Raw genomic sequence first — 25251 nt, 5'->3', positions numbered from 1 at the left:
GGTCGAGCCTGCTGGGGTAGGGGTGGAGGGCGGTGCGCGCAGAAGCCGGTAGGGCCACGCGGATGCTCTACTATGTAATGAACATTTGTTCATTACATAGACAAGGGGAAGCGTGGCACGCACCGCTGAGCAGAGCGCGGCACTGACTGCGGCGACACGGAGCGCCGTTCAGACCGCGGCTGTGCGCGTTTTCGCCCGGCACGGGTACGCCGCATCGGCCATCCGCGATATCGCGACCGAAGCCGGCGTCGCTATCGGCACGATCTACCGTCACTATCCGACCAAAGACGCGCTGTATGCCGACCTGCTCGACCAGGCGCTGACCGGCCTCGTCGCGTTGACCGAGAAACTGTCCGGCCCAGGGTGTCCGGTCGAGACGATCCGGGAATTCACCGTCCGATACCTGTCGGATCTCACAGCTGATGACGGCGCCGCGGAGTTCATGATCGTCATCAACCAGGGCGTCACCGCCGGTACCCCGGGCGCATCTATCGCTCGACTCCTCGACGCCCACCGCTCGATGTGGCGCGCCTTCGAAGACCTGATCCGTCGAGGCCGGGCGTCCGGTGCGTTCGGTCACGGCGATCCGGCTCAACTCACGACCTGCTACTTCGCGATGCTCGCCGGGCTCACCTCGATCCGGGTCGCTCTCGGCGCCGAGTTCACCGCCCCCGACGCCGACGTCGTACTCAAACTGCTGACAGAAGGACGAACTGGATGATCGAGATCGAACACGGTGACAAGCTGGGCGAAAGTTACCGGCGGCGGATCACCGAGGTGCTGGTGCGGGGCTTCGCTGAGGACTTCGCCTTCTTCTCTTCCGACCCGGAGAAATCAACCGCAGCGTTCGAGCACATGCTCCTGCTGGAGCGTTTCGTCGTGGCCCTGGCCGACGGCGAACCTGCGGCCATCGCATCGGTTACCACGGGCGATCAGGAGTGCTTCGCACCTCGACTGCCGGAGTTCCGCCGCCACCTCGGGCTCCTTCACGGCACCATCAGCTATCTGATCGTGCGCTCGCAGTTTCTCGGCGCTCCCGACGGGGCGCGAGACGGGCTGGCCGAGATCGCCTTCGTCGCTACCGTCCCTGCCCACCAAGGGCGTGGGGTGGGTACTGCGCTGATGCGGCACATCGTCGCTGTTCCCGGTTACGACGAGTTCGTCCTGCGCGAGATCAAGGACACGAACGCGCCCGCACTCGGTCTCTACCGCAAGTTGGGCTTCACCGAATACGAACGGCGACCCGTCCGCTTCGCGCGCCGTGCCGGCTTCGGCCACTACCTCTCGCTCCATCTGAAGAAGGCCTGAACCGGCACACGCGCCGGAAGGACTGGCTGACGGCGAGCCCGCAACCAGGGGGGGGCGGCACCGCGCTGCGGCGAGGCGGGCACAGTTCGTCCGGTCGCGCGGCGCTGTAGTCGCTACCAGCAGCAGCGGGCCGGAAGGTTCCAGGGCGCAGTCGCATTACCGATATTTCTGGACCGGCCGATGGTCCATCGTGGATGTTCATCAACCGATGCATTGTTTGCGGAGGGAGATTCATCGCAGGTCAGCGGCGGTTCATGTCCGATATCGCCCAAAAGATCCAATTCCTGAACAACGCCGGGTCACTCGGGAGAATCATCCAGAAACCGAGCGAGGCTCGGACCCGGGAACAGTCGAGAGGTCGACCTGACGGCGAGCGTCGGCCAGCGGCTCAGACTTTGGTCGATCCGGCAATGTTGGTGTTGTGCACCGAACAGACCCACCATGATTCGCGGCGTTCGAGCAGGACCCAGGTGCCCCGGTTGGTGACGCAGAACTCTGGGGTGCGCAGTGTTTGCTCGACAGTGACGACTGCGTGTTCGGGCGTGAGGAGTCGTAGGGCGAGTATCTCGAAGTGGGCTTGCGCGTCCGGGCTGTCGCCGAGGCGTTTGCGATGGTAGCCGTGCAGTTCGTCCCAGCCCCGGAAGATCGCCCCCGCCGGCGTGATGAAGACGACGTCTTCGGTGAACGGCTGGTCGAAGGCTGCTGCGTCTTTGGCCTCCAACGCGGATTCCAGTGTCCGAAACAGTGCTTCGATCCGGGCAGTCGTGACCGAGTCGGCGTCGGAGATTCCCGCCGTGGGGCGGAAGGTGGGCTGGGCGTGTTCGCGAGTACTCACTCCCCGCAGGCTACGCCGCGTTCCCGCTTCCAGTGTTCGGGCCACTTATCCGATCAATCGTTCGGGCCGTGATCGGCGGCCGGAAGTGTGTCCCCACCACCGACGAAGCCCAGTCCCCGGCGCGTCGGGCAACGGGTGCTCCCGGGCAGGGTCGCGACGCGAACATCGTCGGAGCCGGGGTTCGCCGGATCGGTCCGGCATCCGGCGTTGCTGGTTGCGTTTCCGGCAGTGGTCGACAAATATTGTGGCCGTCCGGTTCACCCACTGCGGCGGACGAACGGAAAGCCCTCCTACTCCTCGCGCCCTCGGGCACCGAGGGGAGGGGAACGGGTCAGGTCGTGGGTCCGATTTCGTCCGGTATCCGGACCTCCTCCGGAGCTTTGTCGGTACGTAGGCCCCGCCAGCTCGGATGCCGCAGCCCTTCACCGGTGTACTCACGGTATTCGATATCGCCGACGAGCACCGGATCCACCCACCGCGGCACGCCGACCTGCCCGAAACGGCTCGGGGTCAACGCGAACAACGGATCACCGCGTGCGATCTCGTCGAGCCGAGCCCGTAGCGCCCGCCGCCCGGCCCGAGTGAATCCGGTGCCGACGTTGCCGATATGCACCAGCAGCCCCGCTGGGTCGTGGGCGGCCAGGATCAGTGATCCGAACGAGGTGGACGCCGCCCCGGTCCCGGCTGTCCATCCGGCCACGATCGCCTCGGTGGTCTTGCGGATCGGGGTTTTCACCCACGCCCGGGACCGGCGACCGGGCTGATATACCGAATCGAGGCGTTTGGAGATGATGCCTTCCAACCCGTTCTCGACCGCCGCGGCCAGCAGCCGATCGGCGCCGACTCCCACCCAGTACGGTGGTGTCTGCACCGGTGCGGTATCGAAGTCCAACTCCTGCAACCGGTCCCGGCGATCCGGATAGGGGAGACCGGTCACGTCCGCACCGTCGACAACGAGGACGTCGAAGCAGAACAGCTGCACCGGCACCGCGGCCACCAACGCCCGCGCCGGCCGGACCACATGCATGCGGCGCTGCAGCAGCCCGAACGAGGGCACCCCGGCCAGGTTCTGCGCGATGATCTCCCCATCGATCGTCAGCTCCTGATTGCCGGAGAGCTCGGCCAGCGCGGTGACCAGGTCGGGGTAGGAGGTGGTGATGTCGCGGCGGTTGCGGCTGAACAACCGGCATTCCCCGCCGGAGCAGACCGCGATCGCGCGCACGCCGTCCCATTTCATTTCCACCGCCCACCCCGGGTTGTCCGGCGGCCGGCCCGAGACGGCCAGCATCGGCGGTGGAACCCGAACCGCGATCAGACTTTCATGGAGTCGTCGATGACCTCAGCACTCGGTGCCTGGGATCGGACCGAGGCGATGCCCTTCTCCGCCGCATCCTTGCTCTCATAGGCCTGGCTCGCAGCGATGATCTCGCCGGTGCCGGCCTTGAGCCGCCACCGGAACTTCCCGGCCGAATCGGTGAACAGCACGAACTTGCCCGCCATTCCTACCTCCCGCTCGAATGAAGCTGGATAAAGCCTGGTCACCCGCAGAATACGAGCTACCGAGCCCTCGGTCGGGCCGGACACGCACAGATCCGCAGTCGGGTCGCCCGCGGCACCGAACCGGCCCGCAACAGCCTCGGTGTCGACCTGTCGCGCGCCTGCGGGACCGGCGCGTCGTTGCGGAGCCGCGTTGGACATGTGAAACCACGCCAGTGAGCCGTCGGCGCGGGTCGACACCCCCGTGCCGTTGCGGATGTTCCAGCCGTACACGGTGGACTGTTCCATGGGCCGAACCCTCTGTCACCGGTTTCCTCGCTCCGGCACATGCTTGCATGGACGTCGGGGCGCGTATCCGAGGGCCGCCGGTTATCGAGTCCGGGGCGCGGAACGAATGCCGTTATCCGGCGGGCCGCCGGTGTTTTCCTGGTTCAGGGGTGTCGCTCACCAGGTATTTTCCGGTGAGGGGGCAAGGTTCAGTAGGGGAGAGGGCTGCACGGCGAAATCGGATTCGGCTGGAGGAGCGCTCATGACACTGAGACCGTCGGCTCGGGCGGGGCTTATCGCTGGGCGCCCGTTCCCGGCGCGAACGGGCCCGAAGGGTTCCTTCCTGTGGAAGATGGTCACCACTACGGACCCCAAGGTGCTGGGCGTGTTGTATCTGGTGTCGGCGACAGCATTTTTCCTGATCGGTGGTTTGCTGGCATTGCTGATCCGCGGGGAGCTGGCGCGCCCGGGACTGCAGTTCTTGTCGCCCGAGCAGTACAACCAGCTGTTCACCATGCACGGCACGATCATGCTGCTGTTCTATGCCACGCCGGTGGTCTTCGGGTTCGCCAATGCCATCCTGCCGTTGCAGATCGGCGCACCGGATGTCGCGTTCCCCCGGCTCAATGCCCTGAGCTACTGGCTGTACCTGTTCGGCGCCACCATGGCCACCGCGGGGTTCGTGACCCCGGGCGGAGCCGCCGACTTCGGCTGGACCGCGTATTCGCCGCTGACCAGCGCTTTACATTCACCGGGGGCCGGCGCGGACTTGTGGATCATGGGGCTGGCGGTATCCGGTCTGGGTACGATTCTGGGGGCCGTCAACATGATCACCACAGTGATCTGCCTGCGCGCCCCGGGGATGACGATGTTCCGGATGCCGATCTTCACCTGGAACATCATGATCACCAGCATTCTGGTGCTGCTGGCGTTTCCGATCCTGACCGCCGCGCTGATGGGTCTGGCCGTCGACCGGCATCTCGGCGGTCATATCTACGACCCCGCCACCGGGGGCACTGTTCTGTGGCAGCATCTGTTCTGGTTCTTCGGGCACCCCGAGGTCTATATCGTCGCGCTACCGTTCTTCGGAATCATCACCGAGGTCATTCCGGTTTTCAGCCGCAAACCCATATTCGGCTACAACACACTGGTTTTCGCCACCATCGCCATTGCCGGATTATCGATGGCGGTGTGGGCCCATCACATGTTCGCCACCGGCGCGGTATTACTGCCGTTCTTCTCCGCCATGACCTTCTTGATCGCGGTGCCCACCGGAGTGAAATTCTTCAACTGGATCGGCACCATGTGGCGCGGACAGCTGACCTTCGAAACACCGATGCTGTTCGCCATCGGGTTCATCGTGACCTTTCTGCTGGGCGGATTGTCCGGTGTCATCCTCGCCAGCCCGCCGTTGAACTGGCAGGTCCACGACAGCTACTTCGTTGTCGCGCATTTCCACTACGTCCTGTTCGGCACCATCGTTTTCGCGACCTTCGCCGGTATCTACTTCTGGTTCCCCAAACTCACCGGCCGCCTCATGGACGAACGACTCGGCCGCCTGCATTTCTGGACGACTTTCCTCGGCTTCCACGCCACATTCCTGGTCCAGCACTGGCTCGGTGACGAGGGTATGCCGCGCCGCTACGCCGACTACCAGGCCGAAGACGGATTCACCGGCCTGAACACCTTCTCCACCATCGGCTCGTTCGTCCTCGGCTTTTCGATGATCACCTTTGTCTGGAATGCTTTCCGGAGCTACCGGTACGGGGAAGTCGTCACCGTCGACGACCCGTGGGGGTACGGCAATTCGCTGGAGTGGGCCACCACCTGTCCGCCGCCGCGGCACAACTTCTACGAGCTACCACGTATCCGCTCCGAACGACCCGCGTTCGAGTTGCACTACCCACATATGGTCGAGCGCCTGCGTACCGAACTACACGCCGGTCGGCCCTCATCCGGTTCGAGAGCCGAACTCGCCCCGCTGCCCGGTTCCGCCGCCGACACCGGCTCCGGCCCGGATCGACCGAAGGACTGATCGACCGGAGCGTCTGCCGCTGTGGGCGTCGATGACCCGTAGCTCGATCCGACGCGGTACTCGGGTCCGATGTGCCGCGATACTGCAGTCCCATGTTTTCGTGGACCCGATGGTCCTACTGTCGGATCATGGGTTTGCACCGTGCTGTTCTCTCGGTCTGCGTAGCGGCGGTGCTCCTGGCTGCCTGTACGACGAGTTCGGTCGAGCCCACCCCGGTACCTGTGGTTGCCGCCGCCCGCGTGGACAAAGTGCAAGGCGATCTCGACGCGATGGTCGGCTCGGGTGCTGTCGGGGCCATTGCCACGCTCACCGAGAACGGCGCGACCACTGTCGTCACTTCCGGCCTCGCCGATATCGCCGTAGGGACCCCGATCCCTACCGATCCTCCCCAGTATGTCCGGGTCGGTAGCATCACCAAGGCGTTCACCGCCGCGATTGTGCTGCAGTTGGTCGCCGAGCGCAGGATCGAGCTCGATCAGTCGATCGACACGTATCTGCCCGGTCTGCTGACCGGTGTCGGGGTGGACGGGCGCGCTGTCACCGTCCGCCAGATCCTGGGCCATCGAAGCGGACTGCCCGAACTGACCCGATCCCCGGACATGAACGAGTACGAGGCGGCACAGGACGGCCGCACCTACACTCCGGAACAGGTGATCGCAGCCGCGTTGCGGTATCCCGGGCAGTTCGCCCCCGGCACCCGATTCGAGTACACCAACACGAACTATATCGTCGCCGGCATGCTGATCGAGGCGGTGACCGGACACCGGTATGCCGACGAGCTACGCGATCGCATTCTCACTCCGCTGGCCCTGCGGCACACCTATCTACCGGCCACCGGAGAAACCGGTCTGCGTGACCCGCATCCGACCGGCTATGCCACCGTCGACGGCACCGTGACCGACGAGACGCGGCTGGAGCCGTCGCTGCCGTGGGCGGCCGGCGCGCTGGTCGGCACCGGCGCCGACCTGAACCGGTTCTTCCTCGCGCTGTCGGCCGGTGAAGTGGTACCGCAGGCTCAACTGCAGCAGATGCTCGACGGGGTCGACATGGGCCGCGGCGACGGCATGTCCTACGGGCTCGGCATTGCGTTCACCCGACTACCGTGCGGCCTGGAATATATCGGCCACGTCGGTGACATCTACGGCTTTTCCGCCATCTCCGGCGCCACCGCGTCCGGGCTCGCGGTCACCTTCTCCAATACCGGAACACCCTCCACAGCCGACATCCGCACCTTGCTCACTCACGGACTGTGTGGGTGAGCAAACCGGCCTGCCTGTCCGCCCGTCTCGGCGGGCGGCAGCACGATGCGTGCCGTGCCCGCCGAACGACTACCCGATACCAGCGGTCTGCAGGTCGGAAGGGAGTTCCGGGTCGTGGAGTCAGGTCACGATCCGCAATGGATGTTCGACCAGATCCGCGAGCTGGGCGAGGAACTGTGCGGCGCCGGAGCCGTCGATGGCTCGGTGGTCGGCGGACATCGTGACCCGCAGTACCTTCCGGCTCACCACCTGTCCGTCCACCATCCGCAGTTCGTCGGTGGCGGCGCCGACGGCGAGAATCGCGGACTCCGGGGGGTTGATGACGGCGGTGAACTGTTCGATGCCGTACATGCCGAGGTTGGAGATGGTGAAGGTGCCGCCGGTCATCTCGTCGGCACGCAGTCTGCGCTCACGCGCACGTTCGGCCTTGTCTCGGGTCTCGGCCGCGATGGCGGAGATCGATTTGCGGTCGGCGTCGTGCACGACCGGGACCAGCAGTCCGGCGGGAGTGGTGACCGCGATACCCAGGTGGATGCCGCGATGCTGTCGCAGCGCGGTCCCGGCGAAGGAGACATTGATGCCCGGGTTCGCGCGCAGTGTCAGCGCGACCGCTTTGACCAGCAGGTCGTTGACGCTGACCTTCCCGGTCCCCGCGGCGGCGAGGGTGTCGTTGATCTGAGCGCGGAAGGCGAACAGGTCGGTGACATCGATGGCGCTGGTGAGATAGATATGCGGCGCCTGCTGTGTGCTTTCGGTCAGCCGCGCGGCGGACACCCGCTGAATACCGGTCAGCGGGATCTCGTCGTAGTCGCCGGACTCCGCCTCGGCCGCCACGGCCACTGATGCCTCGGCTACCGCGGTATCCCCTGCGGTGGCGGCCGCCGTCCGGTGCGCTGATTCGACATCGCGGCGGGTGATGCGCCCGCCGGGGCCGGTACCGGCGACCGCGGCGAGATCCACGCCGAGTTCGCGGGCCACTTTACGGGCGAGGGGGGAGGATTTCTGCCGCTCGCCGGTGTCGGCGGGCGTGAACTGCACGGTGTCGGCGGTCGGCGCGGGGCCCGGCCGCGCGGGGGCCGGTGCCGCGCGGGGCACGTCGTTGTCTCGGGCGGCGCCGGCTCTGCTCCGTTCCTGCCCGGTAGGTGCACCGGCCGTGCTGCCGTCGCCGACGAAGGCGATCGGCTCGCCGATCGCTACCCGGGTGCCGGCTTCGGCCAGGATCTGTTCGAGGACTCCGTCCTCGTAGGCTTCCAGTTCCATGAGTGCTTTGTCGGTTTCGATTTCGGCGACGACCTCACCGCGGATGACGGGGTCGCCGACCTGTTTGAGCCAGGTGGCGACGACGCCGTCTTCCATGGTGTCCGACAGTCGGGGCATGACGATTTCGGGCATGTGTGTTCTCCGGGGTCAGCGGCGTGTGCCGACAGCGGCAAGGGTTTCCGAGGCCGCGGTGTAGAGGGAGTCGACCGAAGGCAACGCGAGGGTCTCCAGGGGTTTGGCGTAGGGGAGCGGCACTTCGGCCATGGCCACCCGTCGGACCGGAGCGTCGAGGTAGTCGAAGGCGCCATCGGAGATCGAGGCCGCGAGTTCCGCGCCGATACCGTAGGTGAGCCAGTCGTCTTCGCCGATCACGGCACAGCCGGTTTTGCGGACCGAGGCGATCAGGGTGTCCCGGTCGAGGGGGCGGAGGCTGCGCAGGTCGACGACTTCGGCCGATATCCCCTCGGCCGCCAGCTTTTCCGCGACTGCCGTGCATACCGTCGCCATGCGGGAGTAGCCGATCAGGGTGATATCGGTCCCGGGGCGGGTGACCGCCGCCCGCCCTATCTCCACCGGGGGCACGGATTCCGGTACTTCGCCTCTGGTGTTGTACAGCGCCAGATTCTCCAGGAACAGCACCGGGTCGTCGTCCTCGATAGCGGCTTTGAGCAGCGCGCGGGCATCGGCGGGTGTGCTGGGCGCAACAACTTTGAGGCCGGGTACGAAGGCGTAGTAGAGCTCGATGTTCTGCGAGTGGGTCGCGCCGAGTTGCTGTCCGCCGCCGCCGGGGGTGCGGATCACCATCGGCACGCTGGTCTGCCCGCCGAACATGCCGTAGATCTTTGCGGCGTGGTTGACGATCTGGTCCAGCGCCAGCAGGGAGAAATTGATCGTCATGATCTCGACGATCGGGCGCAATCCGAGCATGGCGGCGCCGATCGCGGCACCGACGAAACCCTCTTCGGCGATAGGGGTATCGCGTACTCGTTTGGGGCCGAACTCGTCGAGCAGTCCGGCGGTGATCTTGTAAGAGCCCTCGAAGATACCGATCTCTTCGCCGAGCAGGAGAATGTCGTCGTCGCGCCGCATCTCCTCGCGCAGGGTTTCGCGCAGTGCTTCGCGGTAGGTCATGATTGCCACGGGTGCAGTCCTCAGTGGGTGAACAGGGGGTCGGCGGGCAGGCGACGGGAATCGCCGGGTACCGGGGTGGCGTAGTTGTAGTCGAACAAACTCGACGGATCGGGATGCGGGCTGGCGACGGCGAAGTCGACGGCGGCCCGGACACCGGCGGCCACGGATTCCTCGATGGCGGATGCGGATTCCTCGGTGAGCACGCCGGCCTGCCGCAGCGCCGCGTGCCAGCGAGCGACCGGATCGTTTTCCCGGGCCTCCGATACCGCCGCACTGCTGCGGTATCTGGCGGGGTCGACCACGGAATGGCCCTTGAGTCGGTAGCTGACGGCCTCGAGTAGCGCCGGCCTGCTGTCGCGCCTGGCGATCTCGATGAGTTCGCGGGCGGCATCGCGCACCGCCAGCACATCGGTGCCGTCGATACGTTCGCCGCGGATCCGGTAGGAGTCGGCGCGTTTCCACAGATCGGGTTCGGCGGAGGACTTCTCCACCGTGGTGCCCATCCCGGTCTGGTTGTTGACGATCAGGAACACGATCGGCAGATTCCACAATGCGGCGATATTGAGAGATTCGTGGAATGCGCCGATATTGGTGGTGCCCTCGCCCATCTGGCATACGACCACGTCATCGTCACCGCGGTAGTCGATGGCCAAGGCCGCGCCGAGCGCCAGCGGGATCTGGCCGCCCACGATGGCGTAGCCGCCGAGCAGCCGGGTTGCGGTGTCGTACAGGTGCATCGAGCCGCCCCAGCCCTTGGAGGTGCCGGTGGAGCGGCCGTAGAGTTCGGCCATGACGCGGCCGGGTTCTATCCCTTTGACCAGGGCGTAGCCGTGTTCGCGATAGTTGGTGAACAGATAGTCGGTGGGTCGCATGGCCGCGCCCACGCCGACGACGGTGGCTTCCTCGCCCAGATTGAGGTGACAGTAGCCGCCGATCTCGGCCTGCTGGTAGCTCTGCGAGGTGCGCTCCTCGAAGCGGCGCACGAACAGCATCTCGCGGTAGAGCTCCCGCAGCGTCCCGGGATCCTCTGCGTCGATGCGAGAGCCGATCGAACTGTTCGCGCCCATCGGCTTCTCGGGGGTCCGGGTCGCGGTTTCGGGCTTCTTCGCACTGGTTCGGGCTGCCTCGCGCGTGCGGCGCGCGGTGGTTTCGGCGGTCATGAGGAGACTCCTCGACGGGTGCGGGGTGGTGCGATGTGGACGGGTAGGCCGAGTCCGGCCAGGGCCGCTTCCATGCCGATCTCGCCGAGGGTGGGGTGGGCGTGGATCGTGTGGGCGAGTTCGTCGAGGGTCGCCTCGAGTGTGATCGCGAGTGCGCCCTCGGTGATCAGATCGCTGGCCGACGGGCCGATGATGTGCACGCCGAGGACTTCGTGGTGCCGGGCGCCGGCCACGATTTTCAGGAAGCCTTCGGTGTCGCCGACCGAGCGTGCCCGCCCCAGCGCGGCGAACGGGAATTTGGCGACGACCACCTCATGACCTGCGGCGCGGGCGGCGTCCTCGGTGAGGCCCACACTCGCGATCTCCGGATGGGTGAAGGTCGCGGCAGGGATGGCGGTGTAGTCGATGCGGGCGTCGTGACCCGCGATGCCGTCGGCCGCCGTCAGCCCCTGGTGGGAGGCAACGTGGGCCAGTAGCGCTCTACCCGTGACATCGCCGATGGCGAAAACGTGCTCGACGCCGGTCTGCAGCCGGTCGTCGACGGGGATGAACCCGCGTGCGTCGGTGGTGACTCCTGCGGCGTCCAGGCCGAGTGCGGCGGTATTGGGCCGGCGGCCGACGCCGACGAGCACGATATCGGCGTCGAGTGCCCGCGGGTCTGTTCCGTCGACGTGCACCCGCAGCCCGTCCTCGGACTGCTCGATTCCGGTGACCGTCGAGCCGGTCAGGACGGTGATCCCGTGAGCGGCGAAGGACCGTCCGAGCGCGGCACCGATCTCGGCGTCCTCGGCCGGTACCAGGCGATCCTGCATTTCGACGACTGTCACCGCGGTACCGAAGGTGGCGAAGAGGCCGGCCCATTCCGCGCCGACCGCGCTACCACCGATCACGACCAGTCGTTCGGGTATCTCGGTGAGACCGAATGCGCCGTCGGAGGTGATGACACCGGGTAGGTCGGCGCCGGGTATCGGGAGCAGCGCCGGTACCGAGCCGGTTGCGATGATCACATCGGTGGCGTCGAGCGTGCGGATCGGGGTGTCGGTCGGCGCGGCGGCGTAGCGGGGACCACCGTCGAAGACCTGGGAAGGACCCGCCCGGAACACCTCGACGGTGGTCGGGCCGGTGAAGCGGGCGTGGCCTTCGATGACGGTCACGCCATTGGCCTGCAACAGGCCGGCCACACCGCTGGTGAGGTCGTCGACGATGCCGTTCTTACGCTCACGTACCGCGGCGAAGTCCACCTGCACGTCCTCGGTGGTGATTCCGAAACCCGCCGCATCGGCGACGATCCGGAAGACCTCCGCGGAACGCAGCATCGCCTTGGTGGGGATACAGCCCCAGTTCAGACACACGCCGCCGGGGCGCTCCTTCTCCACCAGCGCGACGCGTAGACCGCGCTGCGCCGCGCGGATCGCGGCGACATAGCCGCCCGGCCCGCCACCGATGACCAAGAGATCGAATTGTGGCACTTGTGGTGCTCCTCGTCCTGAATGCGTGACCCGGCTACCGGTTTGTGGTGTGGGTCAGGATTCGGAGTCTGCTGGGTGAGGAGAGGGCGAACAATTCTCCGCACGCCCAGAAATCGAGCCCGCTGATTGGGCGCAGAGCCCAATCCAGGTCGGTCGTCGGCCGGCGCGGCCGCTCAGTCGGCGATGGTCTCGAGGAGCGTGTGTGCGAGGAGAGCCAGGGAAAGCTCCAAGTGGAAGCGCTGCCCGTCCAGCGGTCGTCCGATCAGTGCCGCGGTGCGTTGGAGCCGGTTGATCACGGTGTTGCGGTGGCAGTGCAGCAGCGGTGCCGCATGAGCGGCCGAGCAGTCCTGGGCCAGCCACACCCGCAACGTCGTGAGCAGTAGGTCGCGTTCTCTGGCCGGTAGTTCGAGTATCGGGCCGAGGAGCCGGCTCACCAGCAAATGCGCCAGGTCGGGCGAGCGCAGCAGCAGGGCTTCCGGATAGCGGTCGTGCAGCGAGACCACGACACCGCGGGCGTCTTCGCCGACGGTGTCGAGCGCCAGGGCGGCGAGCGTATGGGCGATGTCGACTTCGGCGATACCGGCGACCGCGGGCGAGAGCGCGGCGCGTCCACGGACGAGGGGCTCCAGGACGGTGGCCAGATGCGTCGGTGAGTGATGTTCGAGGGCGATGATACCCACGGTGTAATCACCGTGGTCGTGCCAGACAGAGCGATACCCGTCGGCTGCCAGTGCGGTTTCGGTGCCCAGCCGGAGCGGGTAGGCGTCGCCGCGGGCAGCGACCACGAGATAAGGGCCGGCGACCGGAATGTTCAATTCCCGCGACGCGCGCTGGGCGAACCGTGCGTCACGGCCGCGTCCGGCGAGCACGTCCTCGATCAAGGCGTGGCGGCGGCGTTCGTCGAGCCGGACTCTGTCGAGCTCCGCGCCGCGGTAGGAGGTGACCAGCGCCGAGGACATCCCGTCGATGACTGCCCACATCGCCGTGCCCATTTCCCGGATGTCCGCCGCCGAGATCGTGCCTGCCCGGTCCAGCAGCGCCTCCCAGACGATTCGGCCGCCCAGGCGGAAGGTTCGCAGCATCGCCTCCAACGGCACGCCCTGCACCGCCCGGTGTGCGCCGATCGCCGCGGCGACATCGTCGTGTTCGGCGTCGATTCCCAGCTCACCGACGAGGTCCAGCACCCGGGTCAGGAACCGCCGGCATCCGTCGTGCAGGTCTGCGCGGGCCACTGCCGAGTAGTCGGTCCACTCCGGATTGTCGGTGAAGATCGCGGCGATGAGCCGTTCGGTCAGCGCAGGGATGTTCCCGCGACAGGCCGCCACCAATTCCGCGGAGCTCGTCGCGGACCCGGAATGATCGGAGTCGGCCACGTCGGCCACAGTACGTCGAGGGGCCACCACCGCCGCACGCCACCGGCCGCCCGGCCCATGTTCACGGCAACTGCAGCACGGTGTGGTGAGCGAGCGTGGGGTTGTGGGTCTGTTTCCCCCTGGACACGAACAGGTGGCTTCGGTCGTGGAATATGACATCGGCCGGTCGCGAATTCGAGCAACGATCCGGCCGGTCACGACCGATCTCTGATCGCGAATTCGAGCATCCGACGAGGCACTGGTTTTGGAGGCCGATAACATGGTCTCTTCCTGACCGGCGGGGTGGTCGCTGCGCTGGGCCGAAGGAGAGGTTGCGGGGCAGGCCGACATGGCCGGGGTCGTCCCCGGCGGGCATGCCGATCGTCGAGGAACTTGTTCCCGGCAAGAGGAGGACCTGTGGCACGCGGCAGGCAACGACGATGACTCTGGTCCTCAGCGAGGGTATGCGGGTCGAGATCACCGGCCGACCGCTGCCTTTCACACCGCGCTTCGATTTCGGCGATCAACAGGTAGTCGTCGCCGAGTACACCGGCCCCGCAGAACGTGAACTGCAGGTGCCGCTGACCTTCGGCAGTCGGCAGTGGCTGTGGTCGGAGGACGAGCACTTCCGCTTCGACCGTGACAGCCGAGAGCTGCGCAACTTCACATTCTTCCTCGCGGCCAGGTCGGTTCCGTCGTCGTCCTACCTCCAGCCCCGGGCGGTCGCGGCAGGGCTACGTGCCGAGACTGCCCGGGAGTTCGGCCTCCCGCAGACCACAGTTTTCACCTGCGACACGGAGGGCTCGGAGTTGGTGTGCCTGCACGACACTGCCCTACTGGCACGGCATTTCGATGCCCGGCTCGGGATCGCTCCCGCCGTGGAATTACTCGTTCGAGACGAGGCAATTGTCGGGTGGAGTCTGCGCGATCCGGCGCGCTACCTGTCGGAAGGATTCGCCGAGCCGCAACCCGGTCCGCCCGCGCGCCGGACCCGGCGCCATCTGGCCGAGTGCCTGGCGTTGACCTCCGCACCGCTCGTCGACGAGGTGACGGAGCGAGACACGAACACCTGGGCCAGACTGCGAGTCCTCGAACGCGGCTTGCGGGACCAGCGTGTCGACCGGGCCCGAGCTCGAATCCTCCATCGCGTCGTCGCTCGGTTGATCGAGGACTATGAATAACGCACCCGGCCAGACCAGCTGTTCGGTCGCGCCCTGAGCGCCGGCGGAGATGTTCCTCGACCCGGTGCGCGTGATCCAGGTGTACCGCCACGTTTCGTTCGCTCGACGCACTTATCGCACACCCTCGATGAACTGGTGGTCGAAGCTGATGCGGCCGTCGGCGTCGAGGCCGATGACCTCGTAGCCGCCGCCGGCGACAGCGCCGTCGGCGCGCGCGACCATCGACCACGGCAGGCCGATCAGACCGGCGGGTAGTTCGGCGGCCTCGCCCACCTCGAAGAGGTACTCGCCGGGTGCGACGAACATTTCGTAGGCGCGAGTCACTCGCGCCTGCATCGCGTCGTGGCCGCGCACTTCGAGTGCGGGCACGACAAAGCTCAGTTGTGCGGCCGCCTGCCGGATCTCCACCGGCGGATCGACCAAAGTCTGTGCACCGGACGGCGCCCAGATCTCGTGGATCAGCTCCCGGCGCAGCTCCGGGTCGGCCTCGTTCCACTGGGCCATGTACCGCTCGGCGAAGGCGGTCAGGTCGTTGTCGTCGAATCGCTTGCTCATGGCCGAGAGTTTTGCGAGCACAACGTCGCAGTGCGATTCCCTCCAGGGAATGATCCCGCTGCCGTTTCCATGCGGTCGGTCATTCCCCGCGGGGAATGGCGCGGATGTGTCGGGTCGGATATCACTGGAGTCATGACCACGGCGGTAGAGCCAAGTCCGTTCGCGCAGCAGTTGCGGCACTGGCGGACCCAACGGCACGTGAGCCAGCTCAACCTGGCCATTCGTGCCGACACCAGCCAGCGCTATTTGAGCTTCCTGGAGCAGGGACGCTCCCGACCGGGTCGCACCATGGTGGTGAGGCTGGCCGAATCGCTCGAACTGTCGCTACGCGAGCGCAACGCATTGCTGCTCGCGGCGGGATATGCTCCGATCTTCCCCGAATCCGATCTCGATACACCGGAATTGGGTCCGGTGCGCACGGCGCTGGAGCGCATTCTCGACGGACATCTGCCCTACCCCGCGGTCGTGACCCGACCTTACGGCCGACTGGTCGCCGCCAATGCCGCGATCGATATCCTCACCGAGGGGGGCGCGGCGGAGCTGATCACCCCGCCGATCAATGTGCTCCGCTTGGCCCTGCATCCCGATGGGCTCGCCCGGCGCGTGCAGAACCTGCCCGAATGGGGCCGCCACGTTACCGAAAGCCTGCGCGGTAAGGCGCTGCGCAGCCCCGACACCCGCCTCGACGAGTTCATTGCCGAACTCGAGAGCTACCTCCCCGAGACCGATCCGGGTCCCGACCACTTCGGCTTCGCCGTCCCCCTACGCCTGCGCAGCCGCGACGGCGAACTCCGACTGATCACCACGATCACCAGCTTCGCCACCGCTGTCGACGTCACTCTCTCCGAACTCAACCTCGAGGCCTTCCTCCCTGCCGACGACCGAACCGCCGAAATTCTGCACCGCCGTGCCGAGCAGCGCCGGACACAGGACAACCAGCGTTCTCGGCACCCGCCGCGCGACCCGAAGATTCCCGCGACCGCCGCTGTAGAGGTCGACGGGAAGACGGCGACGGAGCGATACCGAGTACCCGCAATATGAGCTCGACCGGTTGTCCTCGGCGAACCGCCCGATCACCTCCGGCTCCGACCGAGCTCCGAGGCGAAATACGCACTCGCAGAACGCAGGATCGCCTTGCCGGCCCCACATAAATTGACACGACCGTCATTTCGTATAGCCTCATCATCTGCACAGTGACCCGGCGCCGTGCGTGACCGGGCGACGCGGCGGCGGTCCGGTGCGGCCACGTCGGCGCACCGCGTATCGCGTCGGCAAAGATCCGGTGGGCGCCGATGTGCGTTCGGTCGGCCCGGCCTCGGGCCGGATCCGGAGGCCTCGCGCCTCCCGAACAGAAGGGACCCCGATGACCACCGCCACCCCGACCGAGCAGAATTGGGGCAAGCTGTCCGAGCCGATCCGTTCCGACGCTGTCGGCGCCGATGACCCGGTGTGGAAGGACAACGCCTATCTTTCGTTCTGGGATTCCGCCGCAGCGGTTTTCGGCACGGTGCACGTTTCGACTTCGCCGAACGCACCCGATACCCGCCGGGCCCGGTTCAGCGTGTCCGTGGCGGGGCGGGTGACCGAAGTGGTCGAAACACTCGAGGTGGGGACCTTCAGCGGTGAGAGTATTCATTTCGGCTTGGACGGCCGGGTGCGGATCGAACATCCGCTCGTCTCCGCCGACCTCGTCAACGCTCCGCTGTTCACGGCCGCCGATTACGCTGCCAACAACGCTATCCCGGCGCTGGGGGCAGCCGCGCCGCTACAGCATTTCCAGCAGGCTTGTACCGTCGCGGGCAGCATCACGGTGGACGGGACGACGGTGGCCACTGCCGGCTACGGTATGCGCGACCGGACCTGGGGATTTCGCGACGAATCGTCGCAATGGGTCGAATTCGCGGCCCTGTTCGCGGTGGACGATTCGGCTTTTGTCACGGCGATGAAGTTCCGGCACGCCGACGATTCGCTGACCGCGGACGGGTTCGTCATCGACAGCGCCGGTTCGACCGCGATCACCGCAATCACCTTCGCCCGGGATGCGGCCGCCCAATTCCGCTGGGCTCGGCTCGAACTCGAGGACGATACGACCCGACTGGTATCGCTGGGGGCCCGCCTCGGCGGATTCCGGGTCCCGGCGGGACCGGCCGAGACCGACGGGCCGGCGCTGGGGGTCTACGACGACTTCCTGACCTTCGATACCGGAGGCCGCGGCAGCGAGGGCATTTACGAGCAGGCGATCCTGCACCGGGTCGCCTGACCGGCGGCGACGAGACACGAGCGGATACACCATGCCCTATGTCCTGCGCGTTCTTCAGGCTGCGCGATTCAAAGGCCGTCCCACCGAGTCCGATCTCGCCGCGGCCGCAGGTCTCACCGATGTCGCGCTGGCGGCCGTGCTGGAGCCGCTTGTGGTGGCGGGGGAGCTTCAGCGCGTGGGCGTCCGCGTCAAGATCACGCCCGCGGGCCGGACTCGACTCGACGAACTGCTGGCGGCCGAACAGACCACTGTCGACCGGGCGCTGCTGCGTCAGCGGTATCTCGACTTCGGCGCCGTGAACGAGGATTTCAAACAGCTGGTCACCGATTGGCAGCTGATCGACGGTACGCGGCCGAACGATCACACCGACGCCGAATACGACGCGCGGATCGTGGCGCGATTGAGTGAGCTGCACGAGCGGTTTGCCCCGCTGCTCGCGGAATACGTCGAGCTGGCACCGCGTCTGGCGCAGTACCCGGACCGGTTCGACGGGGCCCTGGCGAAGATCCGCTCCGGCGATCCGGCCTGGCTGGCCCGACCGCTGGTCGACAGCTATCACACCGTGTGGTTCGAACTGCACGAGGAATTGATCGGTCTCGGCGGTATATCCCGGGTGCGGGAAGAGGCGGCGGGGAGGGCCGAGTGAGCACTGCCGGACACCCGTCGGTTCTCCCGCTGGGCCCCGCGACCATCGCGGGGCCGGAGCTGCTGGGCGGTAAAGCATGGAGTCTGCAGCGGATGTCGGCGCTCGGGATCCCGGTCCCACCGGCGTTCGTCATCACCACCGAGGTGTGCCGGCGGATGCGCGGCCCGGGGGAGCCGCTACCTGCCGAAGTATGGGATGCGGTGCTCGCCGCCGTGGCGGAGTTGGAGACGGCCACCGGCCGTCGCTTCGGAGCCGGGCCGCGGCCGCTTCTCGTCGCGGTCCGCTCGGGCGCGGCGACCAGTATGCCCGGGATGATGGACACGGTGCTCGATCTGGGAATGAACGACGAGGTCGAACAGGCACTGGCCGACGAGTTCGGGGATACCGCGTTCGCCGCCGACACTCACCGCCGGTTCCGCGGCCAATTCGAGAAGGTGGTCGGCCGGTCTGCGGGCACGGACCCCTGGGAGCAGTTGCGTCGCGCGATCGAGGCGGTGATGGATTCCTGGCATTCACCGCGCGCTCTCGGATATCGCGAGAGTCGTGGTCTGTCACACGATGCCGGGACAGCGGTCACCGTGCAGGCAATGGTTTTCGGCAATCTCGACGACCGTTCGGGGACCGGCGTGCTGTTCACCCGCAATCCGCTGTCCGGCGATGCCGAACCCTACGGTGAGTGGCTGCCGCGTGGCCAGGGCGAGGATGTGGTGTCCGGTCGCGCCGACGCGCTCGCACTCGCGGAGCTGGCCGCCACCATGCCGGAGGTCCACACCGACCTGCTCGCCGCTGCGGCCCGGCTGGAAGCCGACGCCCGCGACGTGCAGGATATCGAGTTCACGGTGGAGAGCGGCACGCTGTGGCTTTTGCAGTCACGGGTAGCCAAACGCACCCCGGAGGCCGCGATCCGCCATGCGGTACTGCTCAGGCAGGCCGGTCTGATCACGGAAGGCGAAGCGCTCGACCGGGTGACGCCCGAGCAGGTTCGCGCCGTGTTGCACCCGCGGCTCGACCGCGCCGAACTGGCCACGACCACCGCGGTGGCAACCGGCAAACCGGCGAGTCCCGGTATCGCGACCGGTCGCGTCGTCACCGACTCCGGCGACGCCGAGGAACGCGCGGACCGGGGTGAAGCGGTGATCCTGGCCCGGCCCACCACCGACCCCGATGATGTGATGGCCATGTCGGTGGCCGCGGCGGTGATCACCGAACTCGGTGGGTCGACCTCGCACGCGGCGGTTGTCTGCCGGGAGATGGCCGTACCGTGCGTGGTCGGTTGCGGTACCGGAACAGTCACCGTGCTGGCCGGACAGACCGTCACCGTCGACGCGACGGCCGGAACGGTATATCCCGGCGAGCTCACCGTCGTCTCCGGCACCCCGGCCGACGATCCCGATATCGCGCTGCTCACCCGCTGGGCACGTGCGGAATCCCCCTACGGCGCAACGGGTTCGCTACCCGATCTGCTCCTGCGACGCAAGATGGAGAGAGTTCGATGAGCCCCCGCGAAATCGTCGAGGAAACGCTCGACAACACGACGATCGATCCCGCGGTCACCTGGACCACCGGTAATGTCGCGGAGGCGTTTCCGGGTGTGTTCACCACATTGGGCTTCACCTTCGTCAACGCGTCGGTGGAGTTGGCGACCCGAACCACTTTCCGGAATCTGGGGGTCCTCACCGGGAAACAGGTCTGTGTTCCCGATCAGCCGGAGGACATGTTCTGGACATTGTTCGCCGGGCGGGCCGCGGCCAATATCGACAAATTCCGGGAGATCGCGAACATCACCCCCGGTACCTCGGCGACGGCGGTGGAACAGCAGCTCTTCGGGTATGTGCGGCCGGAGACAGTCGACGCGAACAGTGCCCGGCGCTATCCCGTCATAGTGGTGAAAGCACCGGCGGCGGTACTCCGGTTGCCCAAACGCCACGACGCCGAATTCGCGGGGCTGCGCCGCTGGCGGCTCGCGCATCTGGACGGTATCGACACACTCGATCACGCGGGATGCGTCGCACTGCTCGACGACGCGCGACAGCGTTTCCAGAGTATGCTGACCGCGCATATGCTCGTCGCGTTCGTCAGCTCCGGGCTCGCGGACCGGGTCACCGATATGCTGGCGGGACTCGATCTGGCCCACCTCGCGCCGGCGCTGCTGTCGGGGGTCGGATCGGACGAGAGCGAGATCGCGCACGATCTGTGGGCGCTGGCGCACGACGAGATCGGGCTGCGCGAGTTCACCGACCGGCACGGCTACCACGGCAACAATGAGGGACAGCTGTCCGGTGTCACCTGGCGTGAGGACCCCACCCCGGTGCTCAACCGGCTCGCCGACTACCGGGCCGTCCCCGCGGACAGCCCACGGGCGCCGCGCAATCGGACCCGGGAGCAGATCGAGACCCGGCAGCGTGCCCTGGCCGAGCTCCAGGCGGCCCTGCCCCGGCGCAAGCGCCGCGGCGCGGCGCGGTACGTGCGGTGGGCGGCCCGTTGGATCGCCCTACGCGAACAGGGCAAAGCCGGGTACCTGCTGACCTTCGATATCGCCCGGGCCGCCATGCGGCGGCAGGGCGCCCTGCTGGTGGAAGCGGGCGTGATCGACGATATCGACGACGTCTTCCACCTCTCCTACGACGAGGTGTGCGCGGGGGTCACCGGTGACCGGCGCGCAGTGGTCGCTGCTCGCCGGGCCGAGTACGACCGGCGTTGCGATTACCGGCTGCCGCAAGCTTGGGCCGGTGTACCGCAGCTGATCGAGGCCGGGGAGGCCGAGGCCCCCGCTCTGGATGTCTCCGGCGTCGTGACCGGTGTGGCGGCCAGTGGCGGTGTGGTGGAGGGCCGGGCCCGGGTGGTCCGCGATCCGTCGACCACCGAACTCGACGACGGCGATATTCTCGTCTGCGAGACGACCGACCCGAGCTGGGTGTCGTTGTTCCTCGTGGCCGCCGGAGTCGTCACCGACTACGGCGGCCTGCTCAGCCACGGGCCGATCGTCGCCCGCGAACTCGGAATCCCCTGTGTCTGTGGTACCGAGAACGGCAGCTACCGGATTCGCGACGGCCAGCACATCCGCCTGGACGGCGATGCGGGCACTGTCACCGTTCTCGGATGAGCACGACGGTGCGGTATCGGATCGGCCCCGCCCGCGGGGCGGGCGGGTACGGTGCGCACCGGCCGCGGCTACCAGAGGGTGCCGCGCAGCAGGGCGGTGAGTTGGTCGATCATCGGCTCGAGCCGGTCCTCGGTTCCGACGAACCCGGCGTACATGCTCATTCCCCACACCACGGCGATGAGTACCTCGGTGGCGGTTGCGATATCGACCTCCGGCCCGATCGCCCCGTCGGCCGCGGCGGCCTCGAGCGCCGGCCGGATGAAGCCGCGCACATTGTCGATCTGTCCCTCCGCCCAGTCGCCGAGCTCCGGATTGCGCAGCGCGTCGAACAGCGAGGCCGCGAGAAACCTGACGTAGGTGCGGTTCTCGGAATCGGCCCGCATGGTGATGCGCAAGAATGCGGCCATCCGGTCGGCGAGGTCGGCCGCGGCCCCGGCGTCGGCGATACCGGCGGTGATCACACTGTCCTTATCGGCTTCGAACAAGGTGCGGTACAGCTCGTCCTTGCTCCGGAAGTAATGGTTGATATTGGTTCGGGTCACCCCGGCCCGGGTCGCTATGTCGGTGAATGTCGCACGGTCGTAGCCGACTTCGCTGAACAGTTCACGCGCCGCCCGCAAGATGACGTCGCGCGTATGCGCTCCGTCCGATCCGGGCGGGCGCCCGCGGCCACGACGGGGTTGCGCTCCCGATCCGGTCATCACCGCGCAACCTCTCGTCGGTCGCTTCCCGGGTCTTGTCGCCGCGCGACGCACCGCCGCGGCCGAACTTCCGGAGCGACGGCTCGCGGTGGGTACACCTTCCGCACGGACAGCACCGGACAGAGTGTATCTGCCCGGTTTCCCGTGGTCCGGGAGCCGTCCCCCAGCGTTCGCGACGCCTGGACCCGAGCCCGGGAAAGCCGCCGCAGATCTGATCCCTCGTTCGCTGTCCGCAACCGCTGTCTGGAGTTCTTTTCTTGAGCAACGTCCCACCTGGAACGCCTGCCCCGTCCGGCCCCGCCCGCCCGATCTCCCCGTTCGATTCCGACGATCCACGAATGCCGCTGTTCGCGCCGGAATTCGCCGCCGACCCACACGGCTACTACCGCGAAATGCGGAAGCAATACCAGTCTTTGATGCCGGTGGAACTGGCGCCCGGCATACCCGCGACGTTGGTTATCGATTACCGGACCGCGGTGCGGATCCTGAACGATCCCGAGCATTTCCCGGCCGATCCGCGCACCTGGCAGGAGGGTGTGCCCGCCGACTGTCCCGTCCGGCCGATGATGGAATGGCGTCCGATGGCGACCCGCAGCGCCGGGGCGGAGGCGGCACGCTTCCGTCGGGCCACCACCGAGAGTGTCGACGAGGTCGACCTCTACGCGCTGCACACCACCGTGGAAGAGATCGCCATCTCGCTGCTCAACGCCTTCTGCGAGGACGGCAGCGCCGATCTGATCAGCCAGTACACCTTTCCGCTGATCTTCGGAGTGCTCAATGTGCTGTTCGGCTGCCCGCCGGAGGTGGGCCAGAAGATGGCTGCCGGGATGGCGGCGATCGTCGAGGGTATCGATGCCGATCACGGGAATATGATGATCAGCGAGGCGATGCTGGAGCTGGTGGCTCTGAAGCGGGCCGAACCCGGTGACGACATAACCTCGGCGCTGCTGCGGCATCCGGCCGAACTCGACGATCTGGAAATGGTCCACCAGCTGGCCAGCCAGTACGGCGCGGGGATCGAGTTCCAGCAGAATTTCATCGTCAACACGCTGCTGTTCATCCTCACCGACGACCGGTTGGGTGGCGGTGTGCTGGGCGGCAGCCTCTCCACCCGGGAGGCACTCGACCACGTTCTCTTCAACGACCCGCCCTTGGCGAACTACCTGCTCACCTACCCGCGGCAGCCGATCCTGATCGACGACGCCTGGCTGCCCGCCCACCAACCGATCGTCGTCGGTATCGCGGCCTGCAACAACGACCCGAGGGTCCGCAGCGATGATCGCACCGGCAACCGCTCCCATCTCGCCTGGGGTGTCGGCCCCCGCACCTGTCCCGCCCAGTCCATGGCCTACCTGATCGCGCAGGACGCCATCGACCAGCTGCTCGACGCTCTTCCCGAGATCCGGTTGACCGAGCCCCCGTCCTGGCGGCCCGGGCCGTTTCATCGGTCGTTGACCTCGTTGCGGGTGGAATTCCCGGCGTCGTCGCCGCTGCACATATCCTGATCACGGTCCGGACGCCGTCGACGCGGGCTGCGGTGTCGCACCGGCTACCCAGCATTGTCCATCTCCGAAGACTTCCACCAGGTATCGGGCCCCGGCTCCGAGATCGGGCTGGGCCGAAGCGATATCCCACCCGGGCACCGGGATCGTGCGCTGATCAGTGGCTCAGCCATCCGGCGAAGCATCGGGACAGGAACGGCATGATCACCCACACCATGGACGCCACCGCGACGGGCATGATGCAGGCCAGCCGCAGCGGTGTCGGGAGAGGTTCGAGTACCGGAGCGGTGATCATCACCAAGGCGGTGAGCAACGGGTAGAGCCCGCCCATGGTCAGCACCCAGAACTTCCATTTCGCCGGATGAGCACCCGTATCTTGCGCGCCGACAATATCGTCGAAGTGCGCCGGCAGCTCACCGTGCGCCGATGTGACCGCCGTGATTTCCTTCGTATCGAACATCTTCCGCTCCTACTCCACAACCGTTGGTGTGGATGAGACGAAGCAGACCGTGTACCTGTGACAACGACCGTTCTTCGAAGTGTTCGGGTGCGGCGGCGTACGCGCCGGGCTCGCACCCGCACCTCGGCTCTCGGCGGCATCCGCCACGACCCCTGGGCCGGGTTCCGGAGGTGCAGTCCTGGTGGCGGACTGCCGTCGACGCCGGTTGCCCGGACGCGAGGATCCATCTCGGGGCGCTCTCGGTCGGCGATCCGCCGATGCCACCGGCGCGCAACGCCGCCCATCTCGCCCGGCGCTGCGCGCAGAGCGGTGCCCGGTGGCTGCGTCGAAGGGTGATCGGCGAAGCCCACCATCACATCGACCGGAGCCGGTACCGCCTCGACGGGCCGCGTGCCACCGTCGGCGCCGGCTGCCGTCGCGCACGGACGGCATTGGGCGGTTGTGGTGGCGCGACGAATGGTATCGCCGGACAGCACCATCTAGGCACCCAGCCGGTTGTGCCGACAGCGGGGTGCCGTCCGAGCTCCGGGCCGGTGCATCCGGCGCCCGATCTCGGCTGCTGCGGACTGCACTGCCAGCCGTATCCGCGGATCCGCGCGGATCCTGGTCACCGGGCCGAAGATCGAGACCGCGGCGGCCTCTCCGGGGCTCGGCGCCACGATCGGCACAGCCACACAACTGAACCCCTTCATGCACTTCTCGTGCTCGGAGACCATGCGTATCTCCCGCACGCGGTCGGTGTCCCACGGGTCGGCACGAGAGGATCCGTCCGCCGAGAGCAACGCCCTACCGATCACCGAGGAGTCCGCACGCAAGCGGCTGCCGACCCGCGACCGGATGTCCGCGACGAGTTCCCCGCCGATCTTCTCGAGGTAGACGATATCGTCGCCGTCCAGGACGCCGAGGTGCACGATGCAGCCGGTCACCTGGTGCAACCAGTGCAGGCTGGGCAGCGCGGCCCGGCGCAGTGAATTCTGCTGTGACGCCGCGGAGCCCAGTTCGATGATGCGCATGCCCAGCTGGTATTCCTTGCCGTGGCGGCGGACCCACCGCAGCGCGACCAGCTGCTCCAAGGCTCGATGAACCGAGGACAGCGGCAGTCCGGTGGCGGCGACGATCTGCGACAGATTCAGGCTGTCGACTCCCTCGAGCGCATCGAGGATCAACGCCGCGCGCTGCACGACTCCGGTCGGGATATCACCGGGACTCCGCGATCGCATCCGATCTCCTTCCTCGCCCTCGGCGACGCGACGAGGCGCTCCGGATCGGG

At 67.1% G+C, this 25251-nt stretch carries 23 protein-coding genes; 11 read left to right on the top strand and 12 right to left on the bottom strand.

Annotated elements, in window-relative coordinates; translation table 11 throughout:
• The first annotated feature begins 112 nt into the window (after positions 1 to 112).
• Positions 113 to 721 carry a TetR/AcrR family transcriptional regulator gene (locus ACWCPQ_RS06070; RefSeq protein WP_449895328.1) on the top strand — a complete coding sequence of 203 codons (609 nt, stop codon included), beginning with the start codon at positions 113 to 115 and terminating at the stop codon, positions 719 to 721.
• On the top strand, positions 718 to 1308 hold the full coding sequence (locus ACWCPQ_RS06065; RefSeq protein WP_449895326.1) for a GNAT family N-acetyltransferase: 591 nt from the start codon (positions 718 to 720) through the stop codon (positions 1306 to 1308). Before ACWCPQ_RS06070 ends, ACWCPQ_RS06065 begins: the two co-directional genes overlap by 4 nt.
• A gap of 388 nt (positions 1309 to 1696) precedes the next feature.
• On the opposite strand, the gene ACWCPQ_RS06060 is transcribed toward ACWCPQ_RS06065, so the two are convergent.
• The 3 genes from ACWCPQ_RS06060 to ACWCPQ_RS06050 all read right to left on the bottom strand — a co-directional run bounded on the left by ACWCPQ_RS06060 (position 1697) and on the right by ACWCPQ_RS06050 (position 3928).
• Positions 1697 to 2143 carry a YybH family protein gene (locus ACWCPQ_RS06060; protein ID WP_449895324.1) on the bottom strand — a complete coding sequence of 149 codons (447 nt, stop codon included), beginning with the start codon at positions 2141 to 2143 and terminating at the stop codon, positions 1697 to 1699.
• A gap of 331 nt (positions 2144 to 2474) precedes the next feature.
• Positions 2475 to 3431 (bottom strand): non-homologous end-joining DNA ligase, encoded by a 957-nt coding sequence (gene ligD / locus ACWCPQ_RS06055; RefSeq protein WP_449895322.1) that lies wholly within the window; start codon positions 3429 to 3431, stop codon positions 2475 to 2477.
• Positions 3432 to 3454: 23 nt separating this feature from the next.
• Entirely contained in the window at positions 3455 to 3928 is a 474-nt protein-coding gene (locus ACWCPQ_RS06050; protein WP_449895320.1) for a YegP family protein, read from the bottom strand.
• A 241-nt stretch (positions 3929 to 4169) separates the two neighbouring features.
• Between ACWCPQ_RS06050 and ctaD the strand changes: the two genes are divergently transcribed.
• Both ctaD and ACWCPQ_RS06040 read left to right on the top strand, forming a co-directional pair.
• The gene (ctaD, locus tag ACWCPQ_RS06045; protein WP_449895318.1) at positions 4170 to 5942 is read left to right on the top strand and encodes an aa3-type cytochrome oxidase subunit I; all 1773 of its coding nucleotides are present in this window, start codon (positions 4170 to 4172) and stop codon (positions 5940 to 5942) included.
• Positions 5943 to 6070: 128 nt separating this feature from the next.
• On the top strand, positions 6071 to 7201 hold the full coding sequence (locus ACWCPQ_RS06040; RefSeq protein WP_449895316.1) for a serine hydrolase domain-containing protein: 1131 nt from the start codon (positions 6071 to 6073) through the stop codon (positions 7199 to 7201).
• A gap of 120 nt (positions 7202 to 7321) precedes the next feature.
• Here ACWCPQ_RS06040 and ACWCPQ_RS06035 read toward each other — a convergent pair whose 3' ends face one another.
• From ACWCPQ_RS06035 to ACWCPQ_RS06015, 5 genes are all read right to left on the bottom strand, one after another.
• Positions 7322 to 8593, bottom strand: a complete 1272-nt coding sequence (locus tag ACWCPQ_RS06035; RefSeq protein ID WP_449895314.1) for a dihydrolipoamide acetyltransferase family protein — start codon at positions 8591 to 8593, stop codon at positions 7322 to 7324.
• 15 nt (positions 8594 to 8608) lie between these two features.
• Positions 8609 to 9592 carry an alpha-ketoacid dehydrogenase subunit beta gene (locus ACWCPQ_RS06030; RefSeq protein ID WP_449895529.1) on the bottom strand — a complete coding sequence of 328 codons (984 nt, stop codon included), beginning with the start codon at positions 9590 to 9592 and terminating at the stop codon, positions 8609 to 8611.
• Positions 9593 to 9612: 20 nt separating this feature from the next.
• Positions 9613 to 10752: a pyruvate dehydrogenase (acetyl-transferring) E1 component subunit alpha gene (gene pdhA, locus ACWCPQ_RS06025; RefSeq protein ID WP_449895313.1), complete on the bottom strand. Its 1140-nt coding sequence runs from the start codon at positions 10750 to 10752 to the stop codon at positions 9613 to 9615.
• Positions 10749 to 12221, bottom strand: coding sequence for a dihydrolipoyl dehydrogenase (gene lpdA / locus ACWCPQ_RS06020; RefSeq protein WP_449895311.1), 1473 nt, complete (start codon positions 12219 to 12221; stop codon positions 10749 to 10751). Before lpdA ends, pdhA begins: the two co-directional genes overlap by 4 nt.
• 173 nt (positions 12222 to 12394) lie before the next feature.
• Positions 12395 to 13594 carry a PucR family transcriptional regulator gene (locus ACWCPQ_RS06015; protein ID WP_449895309.1) on the bottom strand — a complete coding sequence of 400 codons (1200 nt, stop codon included), beginning with the start codon at positions 13592 to 13594 and terminating at the stop codon, positions 12395 to 12397.
• Positions 13595 to 14013: 419 nt separating this feature from the next.
• On the opposite strand from ACWCPQ_RS06015, the gene ACWCPQ_RS06010 reads away from it, so the two are divergent.
• The gene (locus tag ACWCPQ_RS06010; RefSeq protein WP_449895308.1) at positions 14014 to 14754 is read left to right on the top strand and encodes a hypothetical protein; all 741 of its coding nucleotides are present in this window, start codon (positions 14014 to 14016) and stop codon (positions 14752 to 14754) included.
• A 111-nt stretch (positions 14755 to 14865) separates the two neighbouring features.
• On the opposite strand, the gene ACWCPQ_RS06005 is transcribed toward ACWCPQ_RS06010, so the two are convergent.
• Complete coding sequence (locus ACWCPQ_RS06005) at positions 14866 to 15309, bottom strand: hypothetical protein (RefSeq protein ID WP_449895306.1); 444 nt, start codon at positions 15307 to 15309, stop codon at positions 14866 to 14868.
• 132 nt (positions 15310 to 15441) lie between these two features.
• Between ACWCPQ_RS06005 and ACWCPQ_RS06000 the strand changes: the two genes are divergently transcribed.
• The 5 genes from ACWCPQ_RS06000 (at position 15442) to ACWCPQ_RS05980 (ending at position 21318) form a co-directional block, all read left to right on the top strand.
• Positions 15442 to 16350 carry a helix-turn-helix domain-containing protein gene (locus ACWCPQ_RS06000; protein WP_449895304.1) on the top strand — a complete coding sequence of 303 codons (909 nt, stop codon included), beginning with the start codon at positions 15442 to 15444 and terminating at the stop codon, positions 16348 to 16350.
• Positions 16351 to 16672: 322 nt separating this feature from the next.
• Positions 16673 to 17569 (top strand): hypothetical protein, encoded by an 897-nt coding sequence (locus ACWCPQ_RS05995; RefSeq protein ID WP_449895303.1) that lies wholly within the window; start codon positions 16673 to 16675, stop codon positions 17567 to 17569.
• Positions 17570 to 17600: 31 nt separating this feature from the next.
• A complete protein-coding gene (locus ACWCPQ_RS05990; RefSeq protein WP_449895301.1) occupies positions 17601 to 18215 on the top strand; it encodes a hypothetical protein in 615 nt (204 codons plus the stop codon).
• A complete protein-coding gene (locus ACWCPQ_RS05985) occupies positions 18212 to 19711 on the top strand; it encodes a pyruvate, phosphate dikinase (protein WP_449895299.1) in 1500 nt (499 codons plus the stop codon). Before ACWCPQ_RS05990 ends, ACWCPQ_RS05985 begins: the two co-directional genes overlap by 4 nt.
• The gene (locus tag ACWCPQ_RS05980; RefSeq protein ID WP_449895296.1) at positions 19708 to 21318 is read left to right on the top strand and encodes a PEP-utilizing enzyme; all 1611 of its coding nucleotides are present in this window, start codon (positions 19708 to 19710) and stop codon (positions 21316 to 21318) included. The genes ACWCPQ_RS05985 and ACWCPQ_RS05980 overlap by 4 nt, the downstream gene beginning before the upstream one ends.
• Positions 21319 to 21386: 68 nt before the next feature.
• Here ACWCPQ_RS05980 and ACWCPQ_RS05975 read toward each other — a convergent pair whose 3' ends face one another.
• Positions 21387 to 22019 (bottom strand): TetR/AcrR family transcriptional regulator, encoded by a 633-nt coding sequence (locus ACWCPQ_RS05975; protein WP_449895294.1) that lies wholly within the window; start codon positions 22017 to 22019, stop codon positions 21387 to 21389.
• A 338-nt stretch (positions 22020 to 22357) separates the two neighbouring features.
• Here ACWCPQ_RS05975 and ACWCPQ_RS05970 point away from each other — a divergent pair, with 338 nt between their 5' ends.
• A complete protein-coding gene (locus ACWCPQ_RS05970) occupies positions 22358 to 23524 on the top strand; it encodes a cytochrome P450 (RefSeq protein ID WP_449895292.1) in 1167 nt (388 codons plus the stop codon).
• A 154-nt stretch (positions 23525 to 23678) separates the two neighbouring features.
• On the opposite strand, the gene ACWCPQ_RS05965 is transcribed toward ACWCPQ_RS05970, so the two are convergent.
• Both ACWCPQ_RS05965 and ACWCPQ_RS05960 read right to left on the bottom strand, forming a co-directional pair.
• Positions 23679 to 23981 carry a hypothetical protein gene (locus ACWCPQ_RS05965; protein WP_449895289.1) on the bottom strand — a complete coding sequence of 101 codons (303 nt, stop codon included), beginning with the start codon at positions 23979 to 23981 and terminating at the stop codon, positions 23679 to 23681.
• 479 nt (positions 23982 to 24460) lie between these two features.
• Positions 24461 to 25201, bottom strand: a complete 741-nt coding sequence (locus ACWCPQ_RS05960; protein WP_449895286.1) for an IclR family transcriptional regulator — start codon at positions 25199 to 25201, stop codon at positions 24461 to 24463.
• Positions 25202 to 25251 lie beyond the last annotated feature (50 nt).

Source organism: Nocardia sp. NPDC001965 (genome assembly GCF_053594175.1).
This window is presented reverse-complemented; position numbering and strand designations above follow the sequence as displayed.